The organism is Haladaptatus pallidirubidus, assembly GCF_020700235.1.
GTDB classification, from domain to species: Archaea; Halobacteriota; Halobacteria; order Halobacteriales; family Haladaptataceae; genus Haladaptatus; species Haladaptatus pallidirubidus.
In genome coordinates this window covers 87,286-104,387 of record NZ_CP085305.1, presented here as the reverse complement: position 1 = coordinate 104,387, position 17,102 = coordinate 87,286, and the positions used below count along the sequence as shown (strand labels likewise).

The 17,102-nt window shown below is 51.8% G+C and carries 18 protein-coding genes; 10 read left to right on the top strand and 8 right to left on the bottom strand.

The genetic code is table 11. From position 1 onward, the window contains the following. Window positions 1–62 precede the first annotated feature (62 nt). A complete protein-coding gene (locus LIX15_RS27430; RefSeq protein ID WP_227778404.1) occupies window positions 63–986 on the bottom strand; it encodes a manganese-dependent inorganic pyrophosphatase in 924 nt (307 codons plus the stop codon). 548 nt (window positions 987–1,534) lie between these two features. Here LIX15_RS27430 and LIX15_RS27425 point away from each other — a divergent pair. From LIX15_RS27425 to LIX15_RS27390, 8 genes are all read left to right on the top strand, one after another. Further along, window positions 1,535–2,068 (top strand): Rrf2 family transcriptional regulator, encoded by a 534-nt coding sequence (locus LIX15_RS27425; RefSeq protein ID WP_227778403.1) that lies wholly within the window; start codon window positions 1,535–1,537, stop codon window positions 2,066–2,068. 376 nt (window positions 2,069–2,444) lie between these two features. After that, the gene (locus LIX15_RS27420) at window positions 2,445–2,696 is read left to right on the top strand and encodes a hypothetical protein (protein WP_227778402.1); all 252 of its coding nucleotides are present in this window, start codon (window positions 2,445–2,447) and stop codon (window positions 2,694–2,696) included. Window positions 2,697–3,252: 556 nt separating this feature from the next. Continuing rightward, window positions 3,253–4,059, top strand: a complete 807-nt coding sequence (locus LIX15_RS27415) for a helix-turn-helix transcriptional regulator (protein ID WP_227778401.1) — start codon at window positions 3,253–3,255, stop codon at window positions 4,057–4,059. Window positions 4,060–4,328: 269 nt separating this feature from the next. Next, the gene (locus LIX15_RS27410; protein ID WP_227778400.1) at window positions 4,329–4,502 is read left to right on the top strand and encodes a DUF1059 domain-containing protein; all 174 of its coding nucleotides are present in this window, start codon (window positions 4,329–4,331) and stop codon (window positions 4,500–4,502) included. A 3-nt stretch (window positions 4,503–4,505) separates the two neighbouring features. Then, on the top strand, window positions 4,506–5,111 hold the full coding sequence (locus tag LIX15_RS27405; protein ID WP_227778399.1) for an OsmC family protein: 606 nt from the start codon (window positions 4,506–4,508) through the stop codon (window positions 5,109–5,111). Between the two features lie 14 nt (window positions 5,112–5,125). Next, complete coding sequence (locus tag LIX15_RS27400; RefSeq protein ID WP_227778398.1) at window positions 5,126–5,893, top strand: methyltransferase domain-containing protein; 768 nt, start codon at window positions 5,126–5,128, stop codon at window positions 5,891–5,893. Window positions 5,894–5,898: 5 nt separating this feature from the next. Then, a complete protein-coding gene (locus tag LIX15_RS27395) occupies window positions 5,899–6,402 on the top strand; it encodes a hypothetical protein (RefSeq protein WP_227778397.1) in 504 nt (167 codons plus the stop codon). A 22-nt stretch (window positions 6,403–6,424) separates the two neighbouring features. Next, a complete protein-coding gene (locus tag LIX15_RS27390) occupies window positions 6,425–6,622 on the top strand; it encodes a hypothetical protein (protein WP_227778396.1) in 198 nt (65 codons plus the stop codon). Between the two features lie 271 nt (window positions 6,623–6,893). Here the strand turns inward: LIX15_RS27390 and LIX15_RS27385 are convergent, their stop codons facing one another. The 7 genes from LIX15_RS27385 to LIX15_RS27355 all read right to left on the bottom strand — a co-directional run bounded on the left by LIX15_RS27385 (window position 6,894) and on the right by LIX15_RS27355 (window position 13,373). After that, on the bottom strand, window positions 6,894–7,508 hold the full coding sequence (locus tag LIX15_RS27385) for a DNA polymerase domain-containing protein (protein WP_227778395.1): 615 nt from the start codon (window positions 7,506–7,508) through the stop codon (window positions 6,894–6,896). Between the two features lie 1,847 nt (window positions 7,509–9,355). Further along, window positions 9,356–9,790 (bottom strand): hypothetical protein, encoded by a 435-nt coding sequence (locus tag LIX15_RS27380; RefSeq protein WP_227778394.1) that lies wholly within the window; start codon window positions 9,788–9,790, stop codon window positions 9,356–9,358. Window positions 9,791–10,014: 224 nt separating this feature from the next. Continuing rightward, on the bottom strand, window positions 10,015–10,362 hold the full coding sequence (locus LIX15_RS27375; RefSeq protein ID WP_227778393.1) for a DUF6176 family protein: 348 nt from the start codon (window positions 10,360–10,362) through the stop codon (window positions 10,015–10,017). A gap of 383 nt (window positions 10,363–10,745) precedes the next feature. Next, entirely contained in the window at window positions 10,746–11,015 is a 270-nt protein-coding gene (locus tag LIX15_RS27370; RefSeq protein WP_227778392.1) for a hypothetical protein, read from the bottom strand. A gap of 58 nt (window positions 11,016–11,073) precedes the next feature. Beyond that, the gene (locus tag LIX15_RS27365) at window positions 11,074–11,439 is read right to left on the bottom strand and encodes a glycosyltransferase family 2 protein (protein WP_227778391.1); all 366 of its coding nucleotides are present in this window, start codon (window positions 11,437–11,439) and stop codon (window positions 11,074–11,076) included. Between the two features lie 393 nt (window positions 11,440–11,832). Continuing rightward, on the bottom strand, window positions 11,833–12,027 hold the full coding sequence (locus LIX15_RS27360; RefSeq protein WP_227778390.1) for a hypothetical protein: 195 nt from the start codon (window positions 12,025–12,027) through the stop codon (window positions 11,833–11,835). 62 nt (window positions 12,028–12,089) lie between these two features. Further along, window positions 12,090–13,373: a TIGR00341 family protein gene (locus LIX15_RS27355; RefSeq protein WP_227778389.1), complete on the bottom strand. Its 1,284-nt coding sequence runs from the start codon at window positions 13,371–13,373 to the stop codon at window positions 12,090–12,092. 1,398 nt (window positions 13,374–14,771) lie between these two features. On the opposite strand from LIX15_RS27355, the gene LIX15_RS27350 reads away from it, so the two are divergent. Beyond that, entirely contained in the window at window positions 14,772–15,572 is an 801-nt protein-coding gene (locus tag LIX15_RS27350) for a YihY/virulence factor BrkB family protein (RefSeq protein WP_227778388.1), read from the top strand. A 286-nt stretch (window positions 15,573–15,858) separates the two neighbouring features. Then, window positions 15,859–17,040, top strand: coding sequence for an AI-2E family transporter (locus LIX15_RS27345; protein WP_227778387.1), 1,182 nt, complete (start codon window positions 15,859–15,861; stop codon window positions 17,038–17,040). Window positions 17,041–17,102 lie beyond the last annotated feature (62 nt).

The window sequence follows — 17,102 nt, the reverse complement described above, 5'->3', positions numbered from 1 at the left end:
AGTACCTCGAAACGTGATCTCGCGCTAATTCACCATTTGTAGCTAAATTGAATGATTCTAGATTAATTAAAGGCGTCTTCAAGTGGTGGCACCACTTGTTTTTTTCTTGACATTACACCAGGTAAGAACGCCTCTTGTTCCGTGAACGTTGTATCGAGACCATCTTCGACTGTGTCTATCTGGGCACCGGCGATCAGCGCAGTGGATTCCTCTTCAAGGAGATCCGTAACGAGCAACAGGAACACAGTGTAGTTTCGCTCTGCAGCAACGTCGTCCATTGCGGCGAGCACTGCCTCACGTTGCTCCAGCACTACTTCCGGTTCGACTGTTTCTACTTGTCCGATCCCGACCTGATGCGACCCAAATTCAAACTCCTTGAAATCGCTTAGAACCATCTCTCGGGGGCTTTTTTCCCCAATTTTACTCTTCTGTTGGAGGAGTTCCTTGCCATACTCCTCTATATCTACACCCGCTATGTCCGCAAGTCGGTCAGCAGTACTCCGGTCTTGGTCGGTCGTTGTTGGAGAGCGAAGCACCACGGTATCGCTCAGCAAGCCACTGAGGAGAAGCCCAGCAGTTTGGGCGTCGATCGTTTTATTTGCCTCATTATACAGTTGTGTGAGGATAGTAGCGGTAGAACCAACGGGTTCATTCCGGAAGTAGATTGAATCACTGGTTTCTATGTCGCCGATTCGGTGGTGATCTACAACCTCAACAATCTTTGCATCTTGTGCACCGGATGTAGCTTGACTGTACTCGTTGTGATCGACGAGAATCAGCTGTTCTCCCGCAGCATCGTCAAGTAGGGACGGACTCTCGGTATCCCAGCGATCCAAGACGAACTGCGTTTCTGGATTTACCTTACCGGCCCGTGCTGGCGTTGCATCGACGCCTTGAGCCTGCTTTAATCGTGCATACGCGAGTGCAGAGCAGATCGTATCCGTATCCGGTTGTTGGTGCCCGATAACGTGGAGTGACGATGGCATATCGGTTCATCACACGCTGACTGTATGAACTCTTTTATTTAGAAAACGAATGGTATACGATAACAGAGCAGATGCGAGTCTCACACGTATCAGGATACGAGTACCGAGGTTGGGAAAGAGTTACGTCTACCCAGCTGACACACCTCAGTGGCGAGGATAAAGGCAACAAGGACGAGCAGTGCCACAAATGTATATCATGGATCGATTTCAATGTCACTGCAAAGGACTGAAATCAAGCTATTTGGTATTCTAACCAACCGAAAACAGGAGATATAGATCTGAAGCTATGTGCACTTCTGACGGTACGGGACACGTTATAAGAGTAAACTCGCGGAGAGACAAACTCATGTCGGCGCGACTAATTGTAAGTTCTGATTGATATAATGAATTTAGATTAAGAGAAGCAGCAAATATAACTGGCCTATCGCCAGAAAAACTCCGACAATTAAGCATAATAACTTGCCCAAATAAGGAAAGTAGGGGAGTATAATTTTGTATACAGATCGGGAAGAGCAGGATTTAAACAACGAGAAATTATATTTTTGGGTATGTCATCAATCGAGCTGACAGCAAGTCAGAAGACGATTCTCACCGCACTCGTCAATCTTCACAGCGAGACCGACGAAGCAGTGAAAGGTGAAGAGATCGCAAGCGAAGTCAATCGCAATCCAGGGACGATCCGCAATCAGATGCAATCACTGAAAGCACTCCAACTCGTCGAAGGAGTACCTGGACCGAAAGGTGGGTACAAACCGACGTCAACTGCTTTTAATGCTCTTGATGTACAGACGTTGGATGAGGCTGCGAAGGTACCGCTGGTTCACAATGAGGAACCAGTGGAGAATGCAAACGTCGAACAGATTTCTTTGAGCAGTGTTCATCATCCAGATCTCTGCCGTGCCGAGATCCATATTCAGGGGTCACTGAGTGACTTCCACAATGGTGATTTAGTGCGTGTTGGGCCGACACCACTTTCAGATCTGGTTATTGAGGGAGAACTCGATAGTACGGATACGACGAACAATATTCTCATCCTCAAAATCCAAGCGATGGAAGCAACGGCCGACAAATCAAATCACTAGCATCGACGAATCCCTTTGAGCCGCATTGTCCCTTTCAGTGACTGTTGCCCGCCCTGACACATGGGCAAGAGTCACCGTATTTGAGTATCATTGAGATATCGTACCCAGCAGTGATGCTGCGTCTCTCATTCGGGCATCTCAATAAAGTAATATATTTATTACTGACATTTTCGTTGAACGTGGAAGCAATCTGTTGCAATTGAATTACGAATAAGCCTCGAATGCAGATCACCAGCTCTTCGAGACAGTCTGGTGCTCTGAACGGAACATCGAACTAGTCAACTTCCCCGAGAAGCGTACCGAGAGTCAGCAAGTCGAGGATAAATACCTCAATGCGCTTGAGCACGCAAAGAACGTCGCCAAGACGAACGACGTAATGGTCGCACGGTTAGGCTATCGAGAAGTCGCGACGCATTACGGTTGTGCGTACAAGAACGACGGCTATCGAGTGATGGAAGAGATGGCCGAGCGTGTACCCGGCGTGAGCTACAAAGAGTCACGGACGCTGTCGGTTGACGACGCGATGGGCGTTGGTGGCCATCACATCGAGATCACGTTCGCCCATCCCGACTTAGCCGGGTGGATGCGTGCCCACGAAGCGAACGCGGAACGAAACGGAGGGCGCTAATTATAGCGTTGTAATCATGGGGGTTCGCAGAACCCCCTTTCGAACCAAGCCACCACCCGAGATTCACACCGCGTTGCCGGTGACACATGGTGGTAGTAATAGGTTGGTTACGGTGGAATGCGCTATTTTCTGCGAAACGGAGGAGGTCGCTCTCACGATCGCCCGATATTACAACGTTATAACCGATTAGTCTCACTAGCGACAGTCGAGGACGGCCTGATTGAAAACGTGCCGAAGTGATCCGAGATTTCGAGCCAGCAGTTGACAGTCATATTCCAATCAATTGTTAAGAACAGAATGCCAGATAGAGAGTAGCTATGCAGCAAAGCGTTACCTCTCGACAAGACACGTACCGCCGGGGTTGTAATTTCGGCCGACAGCCTCGGTGTACTGATTGGATTGCTAACAATTTTTGCGAAAATCGATCACTGATAACCTAATATCTCTTTGGAAATCGGAAATGAAGTTAGTAGGACAATACCCTCTTGTGTACCGTCGAAGGGAACCGACTCACTGGAAAGCGAATAGTTATTACAGAACCATGTGAACTAGTGGCATGGGATCGACCACGGGATCACCAATTGACGACATTGCGTACCTCGCACGATCCGAACACCGTGCTCCGACGCTTGTCGCTCTGACTGTCCGTCCCCGTAGCCGATCCGAGCTCTGGGAGATGACTGGGGTCTCGTCATCTACGATCCGACGGACGCTGAGCGAGTTCGAAGAACGCAACTGGATTCGGAGGAATGAGTACCAATACGAAGCGACACCGCTGGGCGCGTTTATCGCGTCCGCGGTGGCAGAGCTGATCGAGCGAGTCGAAATTGAGCGGAAGCTCCGTAACATCTGGCAATGGCTCCCGGACGAGGAGAGCGGGTTCACGATCGAAATGTGCTCCGATGCGGTCGTGACGGTCGCCGAAGCAGACAACCCATACGCCCCCATAAATCGCTTCCTCTTGCTGATCAAGGAAACCGACCAGTTCCGGTTCGTCGGATCCGACCTCCCTCTCCTTGAGCCATGTCGGGACGAGTTTTGCCAACGGGTCATCGATGGCATGCAAGCGGAGATTATCGACCCACCGAGCGTCGCCAAGTATATCCGCTCAACCTATCCAAAGCTATCCGCGGAGACCCTCGCGAGCGGTAATCTCACCATCTGGTTACACGACGATTTACCGCACTATGGAATCGGTATCTTCGACCACCGGGTTGCGATATGCGGCCACGATTCCGACAACGTAATGGTTCGTGTATTGGTCGACACCGACTCGCAGGAAGCACGCGAGTGGGCAGAGTCGAAATACTCGTTCTACCAGCGCCAGACTCCGACAGTTCCACTCGAGACATTCATGGACTAACGAGACGGACGTGTCGAGGTCGATCGAGCACACCCTCGATTCCGCCTAGTCGCCGCATCACCATGGGTTCAAGGTCGTATGTCCAGAGAAACCAGCATGTGGCTCCCCCTTCCTCTAATCAGTGACGATCATTCATCGTCTGCACGGGCGTCAGTCGCTGCAGGATAGTCACTGCGTGGGCATGGCGTCAGCCGCTAACGGTGTGTCACAAGTTAGCTATCTAACGTTTGAGCTCGAACCGTCTTTCGCTGGGAGGCAGTGAAACCACCATGGCATCAGCACACAAACTCGATTGTGAAGCGGCAGCAGCCGATTGCCGGTTCATTATCCAATCAGAGAACGAAGTCGAAGCGCTCGAACTGGCCAAGAATCATATGAAAGAAGTCCACGAGCAAGAGTACACAGACGAAGAACTCCGGAAGGAACACCTTCAAGTCGTGTAAACCATGGCTACCGATCCGCAAGTCAACCACGGTGTTGACATCGAACAACTAGAAGGATTCGCCGAATTCGCCGCCGAAAACTCCGACGAGGTGCAGCTCGGGCTCAGTGCTCGTTCGACCTACGAGGGAACGTGCGCTCACAGCTTGGCGAAGATGGACAGTTACACGCTTGGTGGCAAGACGATCGCGCGCGATACCCGGGAGTACACCATTCCCTATGGTGGCTGGAAGGAAGTACTGGACGCAGGTGGCTGGGTTGGGGCGACCGACCGGATGGAGCCGATTGAGGTCGCGCTCTCCGCGCTCGCCTCGTGCATCAACGTGGGTATCACCATCAACGCCGTCGCCAACGGCGTCGACATCGAGCATCTCCAGACTCGTGTCCGAACCAATTGCGATCCGAGCGTCCTCTTTAGTCTCAGGGATCTCGGAGAGGCCGACACCGTTTTCGAGAACCTGACCGCCGAAATCGAAATCGAGAGCCCAAACCTCGATAAGGATCAGGTCGACGAATGGGCGCGACGCGCACCGGTCTATACACTCGTCTCACTCGCTCAGGACATCCAACTCACGGTGAACACCCCGGCCGAAATGACGGCCGACGACTGACGAGGTGACGACGAATGGCAAATTCACTCGACGTTGAACGCCTCGAGCGGGCAGTCAAAAGCGTCTATCAAGACGTCGCAGAGGAGCCAGACGAGGAGTATCACTTCGAGATGGGTCGCGAGTTAGCCGAAAGGCTCGGATACCCGGCAAGCGATCTCGACCGAATTCCCGCACGGGCCCTGGAGTCGTTCGCGGGCGTGGGGTACTACTTCGACCTCGCCGACCTCCAGGAGGGGGACGACGTGCTCGACCTGGGGAGTGGTTCCGGGACGGACGTGTTCGTTGCGGCGTTACAGGTCGGGGATTCCGGGAGTGTGACCGGATTGGACATGACCGACGAACAACTCACGAAGGCGCGGCAGCTACGCGACGAAGCAGGGATGGACAACGTCTCCTTCGAGCAGGGATACATCGAGGACGTCCCCTTCGATGATGGGGCATTCGACGTCGTGATCTCGAACGGGGTTATCAACCTCTCGCCGGACAAAGAGCAGGTGTTCGAGGAGGCGAACCGAGTCCTCGCAGCAGGTGGACGGCTCGCTATCTCCGACATCATCAGCGAGAAACTGATGCCCGAGAGCATCAAGAACGACGAGGATCTGTGGGCGGCCTGTATCGGTGGGGCTGAGCAGGTCGACCGCTACACGTCTATCATCGAAGATACCGGATTCGATGTAACGGACGTCCGAGAGAACACACAGTACGAGTTCATCTCGGAGCAGGCAGCGAACGCGTGTCAGAAGTACGGCGTGAAGAGCATCTCGCTCAGCGCCCACAAGTGATTACAATGGCAACAAAACAATCGGTCGCAGACGAACGGGAAGAACAGGTCGAGCTCGGGTTACAGCTTCGGAACGGATCCACGTTGATGGCGCTCGCAGGCGTCGCGTTCATCGGCTATGGAATCGTATTCCTCGTATTGAACTTCGTGGGAAGCGGCTTCGAACTCGGAGTCAGTACCCTGGACGGGATGACGAAAGCCGATCTGAACCCAACAGTCGCGTACTACATCAGCCACCTCCACGTTGCCACCGCCGCATTCATCATTTCGACGGGAATAGCAGTCACCGCCTTATCGTGGTACGGTGTACGTCAGCGGCTCACCTGGGCGTGGGCGACGGCGGTCGTTGCTGCCGTCACCGGCCTGGCGCTCGCGTTACCGATGCACTACACGGCGGATGCGTTCGCCCACGACTGGATGGTCCATCTCGGCCCCATCTACGTGGCGACGATTGTCTTCGTCGTTGGCGTCGTAATGGCATATCGTGGTTTGAACGCGGCCGAACAGTAGTGTATGCCCAACCGGATCACAAATGGCCCCCACATCCTTCGTCATTTTGCACGGCGGCTCCGTCCTTGAGATTACGTTGATAGAATACCTGTTCCGCCTTGTTCTTTACCTGTTTGTCTTCGGTGGTATCGCTATCATCGTTTTCTGGGGGCTAGAAGTTGTCAGCGTCATTTCTTCCGAGGTCGTGAAAAAATGGAGCGGTGCGAAGAACGACCCGTAATCATAGGTCAATCGCGACGGATTATCGAGGGGAATCCTCAAGCCTTTTCTGCACATGCAATTTCATCAATTATTGAATGTCAATTTTCGAGGTCTAATATCTACGCGGGTTAGAGCATCCCGAATTGCTACCATCTGACGCACAAGATATGCACCCTATGTTCAGCACGACCGCTGGTACCCATCACTGATTGAGAGTTTCAAAAGGTCGTGGCTCTTGGTTCTATAGAGGCGCAGATGGACAACAGATCCCTCCTCTAAACGTGTTATCGTTAGAGAAATGACTTGATGCTGATTTCGTCATGGCTTGAGAGGAATTGCTCAATGCGCTTCTCACGCCATCCCAACGGTGATAGCACACTCGCTTCGGCACGAACCAATAACTCCCGATAGAACCCAACATCATACTCGTCCAACTCCTCACTCGCCAACATCACCCGTTCACGCGACCGCTTCGCATTATCGACTACTACATACGACACCCTCTGTCCAGGCGCACGTCTCAACCCTAGATCTGCCGCCCGCTCTGATGCCCCAACAGTCCGCGTCGATTGTGTGTAGTCCTCCCGCTTTTTCGAAACCTGATTCGTAATCACCAATTCGTTCGGATCGACCGCCCCACGCTCCAGGCGATTAACCCACGACCGCAATTCCTCACACACCGCTTCCGGATCACTATACGCATCCAGCGCTCGAATCAACGCTTTCTGCGCATCGTCGATATACGACGGCGTACTTCGCTGGCGACACTCGATACCTCGATACTTGTACTCGTCCTCACCTGCAATCTTCCCGAAGTACTTCGTCAACGCACCAGCATCCGAATCACGCAGCGGGACGAACGATATCCAGTCGTAGTAGGTTTCGTGTTCGAGCCGAATCTCCACTTGTGCAGAAATTTCCGTTGCAAGCGCAGACAGCGGCGTGGTTCCTCTCCCTCGATCGGCGTCACCCAGGCGCTATCAACGATGCCGTGCACAATCCGCTACCTATTTGCTTTGAGTATCATTTTCATCTCCAAGAATTCCAATTCTGGAGCATCACTTCCTGTTCCCCTCTTCGGGAGCGGCTTATCATCTGTATACACTGAACAATATCAGTATAATTCAGAAATATTTAAATAGTGATCCCGATATTGATTTTACACGTTATCCATCTGGTGGACAATCGCCAGATGTCACACGGTGACGCGCAGAAAGAAGAACAACTATGACCTATCCATCACACCGGATATTCGCTCTCAAGCACGACAGCAGGACGTCTGTCTCCGGAACGCATCTGCCGCTCCTCTGGAATCGCATCCAGGCTGGGGTTGGCAAAGTGCCTGCGTGTGGTGGGTGGGTTATATCGATTCCTGCGCCTCACCCTCACGCTCAGCCTCTCCCTGCTTTCGCCGCATAGGATATACGCTTCGGAGGCGGCCTTGGGCTGGGTTTCAGGTTTCGATCTTCGTCCGTTCGAAGCTTCGAGGCGAACCCTATTTCCCCAACAGCAGGTCACTATCGTGAAACCCTGAGCGTGAGCACAGGTTTCTTGATACACTCTGTCTGTTGACACCGCTTCCAATGTGCATCCTATACTGGTGAGTCAATGGAAAGGCTCGCGTTTGGTGACGGAACGCCCCACATCGTAGGCCATCGCCGATCGTGTGGAGGCCAGATCATGAATTTAGGATCTCCCCTCGGTTCACTGGCTCATCGAACTCAACTCCAACCCATAGCGGTACTCGCTATGGAGGTACGCACCTCCCTGAAGACCGACCTGCAACATCGGTCTTGGAGGCAACCGTCTTCGCCCAGTAACCGGCGAAAGCGCTGCCTTCGAGATGGATTCATAGCGTCTTCGTAGAGGCATCGCTGCTCCAGGAAGAGTATTCGCTGTATCGCCCGCAAACCGACTCAATCGACTACACAGCTATGAGACAACCACCCCCAAAACGATCGTCATACGACCAGAGTCAACATACTACCAGCCGGTCACCCCTAGCCATCATGACCAGATACACCCAGTTGTTGTGATCCTGCTTGGACTACCTGTGCTCATAGTGTTTGGTTCATGGTAAGCACTGCTCCCGTCCTTGCGGCAATGATCGTAGCCCTCGCTGGTATATCAATCCTTTCAGTCGTTGGGCCCTACATCGTCGTCCGACTCGTCACTACAGTGCTTGAGCGACGGGATCCAAGCCGTCGGGTGATACCAAGTATCACTCAGCCAAGCACGAACTCCGAGTCTGATCAAACCGACAACTGAATCACGCATGAAGGAGATGGCCGAACGGGTGCCCGGTGTGATCTACAAAACATCACGAACGTTGTCAGTTGACGATGCGATGGGTGTCGGTGGGCATCACATTGAAATCTCGTTCGCCCATCCTGATCTGGCCGGGTGGATGCGTGCCCACGAAGCTAACGCGGGAGGGAACTAACCACAAATGAGCGGATTATACCGTTGTAATCACGGGGGTTCCGGGAACCCCGTCTGTGGCGGCTCCACCACAAGAAATTCACACCGCGTTCCGGTGAAACACGGTGGTAACGGTTGTACGGCTACTGTGGAGTGCGCCTGTTTCTGCGAAACGAGGGGGGTTGGCCGGGACAACCCCCTTATTACAACGTCATAATTGACCGTACCCAACCCCCATAGACAACTTCGCTACCAATTCGATGTTCATCTTCTGTAGAAGGCAATGGTTTGGACAGCGACTGCGAGATAGTCGAATGGAACCAGTGGATAGTTATCGGCCAAGGATCCGTGCCAACAGGCCGCTGGAGTCGGTATCAGCGGATTCTGCGGGTCGCAATGCAGTTTCCTCCCGTGCCTTGTTCGCGTACTTCTGTGCTTTCTGCGCTTCGGAGAGACGTGCATTCAGGGTTTGTTTGTCAGCTTGGATTTCTTCGATCCGCTCGTCTTTTTCATCGATTAGCTCTTGTTTGCTCTCTAGCTTTCCTTCTAACCTTTCAGCACGTCGAAGATGTTCCTCCCGTTCCTCCCGCATTTGCTCAAGAAGTCCGTTTTTATTGTCAGATTCGGATCGATTCGGTTCCGATGCGGATTCCGCTTCGATCAGTTTCTCTCTGACGACTTTGTTTATCGAAATTTCCCGTTTTACAGCCTCCTTTCGGATGTTCTCGGCCCGTTCGTCTTCGATTCGGATCGTAAGCGGTTCCATTCGCTATCCGATTCGGATGGTCGCTTCTTTAAAATATGGTCACTGGCTTGTCTATTGGTGCTCAAATTGTCCTAACGGGCATAATTCTCCATCGCTACTCCAAGCCAGAAATTGTGACTGGTGCGCTCAATGCATATTGGTAGGTCTGTCCACGTTCTACATAGTCATCTTACAACGAAATGATTGTTATGTAGAACTTCGAACTAAGCAGCAACGTCTGATGATTACCGTAGGAAAGGGTTTGTGAAGTGACCAACCGTTTCGAGTTCCTCCCATTCGCCAGTTAGCGTTTCCCGAAGAAGCTCGTGATGTTTCTCGTCATTATCGTATTCTTCGTTATCCCCGGCCTCATCCGCCTCTTTGAGGTCTTCGGCCTCCATATATAGATAGAGGTATGCTGCGTGGTCAAGCGACTGGATGAATGCTGTTTCGGGGTATACCCCCTCATGTTGAAGGGTCTCAATAACGTCGGACTCACGTTCGTGCAACTCCTCAAACCACGCTCGAAGTCGGTCTATCTTCCCGGGGCAAATTCGAGCACGAGCCAACAATACTTCTGACATGGTTGCCATCTTACTCCACGTGCTATAAAATGGACTGGCATCAGTTAGGAATCGTGTTCCGAGGCAGTGAACACGAGTGGTCAGCGGTAGCTTTGGTCCGAACCATCGCTATTCCGTGAAAGGTTGGAATAGTAATTAGAACCGAGTTCTGAGGCTCTGTTTGAAGCGTCCGCAGATGGTTAATCGGCTAAATTCGTGCACTTTGGGGTGTCTATAACCTGTGTAATCTCATCTTCCGGGGCTTGTGCAGAAGTTGCGATTGCTACTCGCAGTGCATCGATGACTGCAGAATGAGATTTGCAAAGTCCACTGCTCAGAAAGATTTGAATGATCTGTGATGGGGTTCTCCGATGTTTTGTTCGAAGAACAACTCTGAGACCTGGTTTTAGCCTTTAAATCTGATAGCCGCGGATCTCAGTGTCCTCGCCGTGCTTGTCTTTGAGTTCTTCTTTGCCAGCTTTGACTCGTGCACTATCGCCAGTTTGGCTGTCTCTTCGTCGATGATAGACGAAAAGCGGATCTGGGATATAATATCCAGTCAGACCAGCGTTGAGATATTGGAGGAGAAGGTCATACTCTGCGAATATCATCTCTGGGTCATAGAGATTGAATCGTCGGAGGTGGTCTGCTCGATGCATCATGCCGACCTTGACCGTATTCATGATATCATCGCCAGTCCGAACGGTCTCCCGACTTCCGTCTGGAAATTGCTCGTAGTAGTCAGGGTAAACGAAATCGATGTCGGTTGTGAGTAGCGAGAATATTAACTTCCCGCTCCACCAATGACGGGAGAAATTCATCATCAGAATCGAGTATAACTATGTACTCTCCTTCTGCTTGCTCAATCCCTTGGTTGCAGGAGACTGTCCCATCCCCACTATTTTGCTCGTTTTTGACGAGGTGCACATACGACGCACCGAATGATTCGACAATTTCTGCTGTTCGGTCAGTAGAGCCATCATCTACCACGATATGTTCGATGCGGGATTTATTGATGGTCTGCTGCTGAACGCTTTCAAGAGTCCGCTTGATGTAATTTGCTGAGTTGTATGCTGCAGTAACAATTGAGATCTCTGGTGCAGTCATTCTCACTTCTACTCAGTTTAAATAATCGGTGAGATAAGAAATTAGTTGTTCTTTACAATAGTAACGATTTGGGTATGATGGATTAAAAGCGGTGCCTCAGTAGAAGAGCTAAGGATTTGATATGCTCGACTTAGAATTGGTGCCATCAACATCTACCTCCCGACGTGCTGTTTTCCGAACTATCGCGGCGAAATCATACCACAGTTGGCCTTCTTATAATACATTGCAATACACCTGTGAGACCGGTAGATTTGGGAAGTGCTCAGCAGCGACGCCCACTGCGTGTATTTTCGTACGGTCGAGCAGGGCTGTCGGTGTTTCGGAGGTATCGTTGGTTACTTTATCGGCTCTCTCCACGAGGGGTCACTGATCGATAATATCTGAAAATATTTATTAATTTTTTGTTGATAGAAGAACTGGAGCAAGGGACTGTTCGGCAGTGCGTTGCGTGCAGTTTTCAAGAACTTCCAGCACGGGAAGTCCTAAGGCCGAAACAGTCGCAATCGTCTGACTCAGCAGCGTCTTCGTCGTTTCCGAGAGGAAAGCGTCCCACGTGCTGTCGTCGGTCGCATGTTCGATAGCGGCCATGTGCTTACAGAACGCAGTGCAGTAGATAACCGCAATCAGGGAGAGTATAGACGTACTTCAGGTCAGGCTGAACTCTGTCCTCGCACGAATTCGACGTCGATGACGACGTCTTCTCCCGTTGTTCTCGTCAGACGGTCGTCAATACGTTGTGCTATGTCGGGTGGCATCTGCGCGTTTGGCCCGTGCGCCACGACGACAGTCACATCAGCTGGGTTGCCAAAGAGAACGTCGTTGACATCGTAGTCGACGGTGACCGTCTCGAACTCCAGCTCACCGAATTGACCACTGTCGACCATCGCTTCAACCTCTGTGTTTGCACCGGTCTCAACGGTTCCGACTTCGAAGGATGCCCAGGTGACGGCGCCGAGGACGACTGACAGCAGAACGAGACCAAGAACGATGGTCGCGATTCGGATGCGGACTGCTCGGAGTGCCTGTGTCGCATGCTCTCCTTTCTCGGGGCGGTAGCCGGCAGCCCACAATAAAATGAGTGCCGAGAGGTTGATAGCGAGCAGGTTCACCAGTACGAGGATGCCAGCAGTGATAACGACGTCGGGATATCCCCACGCGAGGCCGAGACCTGCGGTAGCGGCAGGCGGGATGAGTGCCACTGCGATGGCGACCCCAATGAGTGACGACCCAGCTCCCCTGATGATGCTTACAGCACCGGCAATACCCGATCCGAGTGCCAGGAAGAGCGCGAGGAAATTCGGAGACGTTCGTTCGAGGACTTGTGGAATCGTTCGGATGTCGACCGGCGGTAAGAGGACGGTCTCTTTCAACAGCAGGCCGAGGACGGCGGCCGTCACGACTGCGGCGAGCAGGCCGGTCACCTGAAGTGTCACACCACGCGATGTCATGTCGGTGTCCGCGAGAACCGCTCCAACACTGGCCGAGATGGCCGGTCCCATCAGCGGCGCAATGACCATTGCCCCGATGATGGTTGCCGCCGAATCAAGGAGTAACCCCGTCGTGGCGATGAGCGTGCTCACCACGAGGAAAATGAAAAATGTTGAGGACGCGGGAGCGAGATCCTCGGCATGTGCAACAAGTTCATCACGCGAGATACGGTACCCCCGGTATCGATCTTTTAGTGCCCCGATACGCTCAGAGACGACTGTCTCTGTCGGCATGACGATGGTATAGGAATTTTCCTTGATGCCTACCGCATGCAGCTTATCGAGGACGGGTTCGACACCAGAGGCGGGTACCGGAAAGGAGACCAGCGCTTCGAAATCCCCACGGCCAGTCTCCTTCCAGACGGCGTAATCAATCTCTTCTTCATCGAGTACCGCGAGAATATCTTCTCGGTCACCCTCCGGAATGAGCAACTGGATGAGACGCATGCGGATAATACGTGGTACTATTATAAAAAATATTATATATTTTTCTTTATTGGTCGTTGTTTAGATAAGCGTTGAAGATGAAAATGAGTCACTAGGTGCTTCTCTTTCCAATGGAAAATTGTCGATTTATAGAGTGAATTGGAAACCACTGAGGGTTACAAAGACAAGCAAAGCGAGTTCAATACTGCTTTAATCTCCAACTGGTCGTTCACACCACTCAATTCGAGCGAATCGGCGTAATTATGCAGTGATAGTGCTTCTGATAATCGTGCAGAATCGAACTGGGAGCAAGGGGAGGACTTTCGCTATTTGCTACGCCTCCGAGAATATTATAAGCCTGTTGTAGGGATAAGTGGATATTTGGAACCTGATAACTGGATACCGACGGGTGAGAAAATGCGTGGAGTGGCGGAGATACTGGATCTAACGGTACAATTGTTCGAGAAATACATCAACATTTTACGATAATTGTTGAATGTGAACTAAGCCTCAAAATATGAAGGAAGTATCTCTCTGGCTTAACGATGCCGTTTGAAATCAACTGAAATTAGCGGCAGAAGTCTGGATATTCTTCTATAACCGATAAATGTTCATTAGCTGCTCCATAATTCTGTAAGCGGAAGTGGACATCCCCCGGGACCCCCGAATCGATCCATGCGCAATCCGTGGTACGGATTTACTGCTCACTCGATCCATTCGGCGAGAAGATTCTATGGTGGATAAGAATACTATTGGCGAGATCGAGAGTTTCGCGGGGAGATCACGATATTTCACATATGTGGGTTAGGGGGAGGGGGTAGATATTAGCGTTGAGAGAGCGCATGACTAAAATGACTAACTAATCATCCTACAGGTGCACGAAAGAAATACCCTTGGCGGCGAGTACACGTATCAAGCGATACCCGCGTTCGACTACCTCACTATGTCATTAGGCTTCCTGGCTTCTTTCCTCCACTGGCATCTCTTCTCGTGCGACTCGCCGATTTGCCATTCCGAGTATGAACATCGAGAGACCTATAGCGAGCAAATTTAGGCCGAACAGGACGCCCACTGCACTGTGGGCGGTGGCCGGGAACCCAATCCAGAGCGGGCCAGTGACGACCAGCGATAGGGTGCCGCTGCGGAAACACTGTTACGAGAGTTAATTGTGCTAGTGATAACTGATGTCGATACCGATATAATGGTAAATAATATTGATTGAGAGAGCGAAATCACTTTCCGATGTGGTATCTGTCTGCGAACCACTTGCCGCTCAACCCTAATCAGGGATGGGCAGCCCGCTAGCAGAATTAAGGCGAATGACGATGTACCACATTATCTATCCGACAGGTACGGTTGTACCGTTGATAAGTCGCTCTGTCATGGTCCACAGATGCAAGAGGACAAATCAGAACTAGCATGGACGTAGAAAGTACCACTTGGCAGTTCATCGCGCTCATCCGTGAGAACGAGCTTGGTTTCTTGGCCGCTAGCTTCGCATACTACACCTTCGTCTCGATACTCCCGCTATTACTGTTGATCTTTCTGGTTGTCTCCACGATTGCGGGCGAAGAACTGGCCCGGACTGTACTCCAACAGGTGGCACTCACCGGAATTCTCACTTCGGATGGTCAGGAACTTGTCCGAGATGCGCTCATCTACCCGGCGGCTCATTCAGAGGCCTCACTCCTCGGTATCGGTCTCCTGTTCTGGAGCGGCCTGAAGATCTTCCGGAGTCTAGTGTTCGCGTTTTCACAGATATACGATGTCCCATTCGAAGGCAGCCCAATCACTTCGATCCGAAACGGGGGCATCGTCATCGTCGCGCTGATCATTTCGGTCGTAATTCAGCTCGCTGTCTCGCTTCCTGCTGCAATGTTTCGGGCACAATTGCCTTTATTTGGCGAAATAGGGAGGCTTGAACAGTTCATTTTCCTCTGTCTCATGTTGTTCCCACTGTATTATCTCCTTCCCCCAATAGCACATCGGGTTTGGGATGCCCTTCCAGGGACGGTTCTCACAGCCAGCGGGTGGATTGTTCTTGAGTTCGGGTTTGGAGTCTACACGCAGTACTTCTCGAATGTCTCCGTGTTCGGGGTGTTCGGTACATTCATCATTTTCATTCTCTGGCTCTACTTCGTTGGTCTGCTCATCCTCCTAGGTGCCTGTCTCAACGTTGTTCTCTCAAGTGGTCATTCCTCGTCGGGGTCGAGCGTCTAGGTTGTTCAGTGCAGATAATACTGATGTCAAATCGCTCTATCAACCGCGCGAGCCAATTCGCAACAGGAGCTATCAGTTCCCCGAGGCCCAGCCGGTCGAGTGAGGCGAGCGCAGAGATAGAATTAGAAATATCGACTACTAACTGGTTACCGACATAATATCTGAATTTTTATTTCCTGAATTCAGCCCCTCTATCGCCACTCTCCTTGCGATAATTCTTCCGCCCCAAGACCATATCTCCATTCCCAACGACAACGCTAACCCTCTCAATGGTGTATGGTAGCATATGGTGGGGGAAGGGGAGAATCCGGAAGCGACGCGAATCCGTATCGTGCGACCAGATCTAAAGTGGTGGATTGCTGGTCTATTAGTGTTCAGCATCGTTGCTGCCGTCGTGTTCACGTTTCTACCATGGGTCGTTCTCGGATTGTTCATTTATTATGTCGCTCGTCCAATCAACCGACGGCTTCGAACTCGAATTGGGAGGCTCTCTCCTGCGGTCTCACTGCTCCTCATCGTCGTGCCAGTTGTGATTTTCTTGGGCGTGTTTCTCGCAGTTGCGATTGGACAACTCGCCGCCTTCGCGAGCTCTGGCATGGCGGCACGATTCCTCGAACAATCACCGGTCGACGTCGGGACGATACCGAACGATCCCGATCAGTTGGTCAACGCAGTAACGACAACGCTCCAAAATCCATCAGTGCAATCGGTGATCGCCGAAGTGCAGGCTATTGTTGGCGGTGCCGCAGCCAGTCTCTCCATGATGTTTCTCTCGGTGTTGTTCGCGTTCTTCCTGCTGAGTGAGGATCGGCGTCTCGCACGATGGGGGAGAAAGTATGTGCTCGGAGATGACGCGCTGTCCATCAGCTATCTCGAAGCAGTCGATGAGGGTCTGACCTCCGTGTATTTTGGGTACACGCTGACCATCTTCGCCATCATGATTCTAACCGCTATCATCTACAACGTGTTCAATCTATTCGCACCGGGAAATCTCCTCATCCCCGCAACCATACTGCTGGCGGTCATCACGGGCATCTTCACACTCGTGCCGATAGTTGGTCGATCCATCATTTATTTCGCTATCGCCGCGATTCTCGCGGTCGGGGCGATCCAAAGTAACCCGACGTTCATCTGGTATCCGATTGTCTTCTTCCTGTTCATGGCACTAGCGTTCGATAATGTTGTCCGAACCTACATCCGACCGTACCTCTCCGGGAAGATGTTCCACCTCTCGCTCGTCATGTTTGCCTATCTGCTCGGCCCAAGCCTGTTCGGGTGGTACGGCATCTTTCTTGGCCCGCTCCTGATGGTCATTGTCGTTCAGTTCCTCCAAGTCGCTGTCCCCCAATTTCGTGGTGAGGAACCCATGTCTGACATTGAGATCGGGCCAACAGCAACCCAAGAAACGGATGAGAGCCGTGACGACGCGATGGAGGGCGGCGAAGCAACCGACGGTGGTCAGGAGTGAAAAGCCGGGATGTTTCAGTTCGTCGTACTGAAGTGAGAGTATTCACGGTGCTATCCCACTCG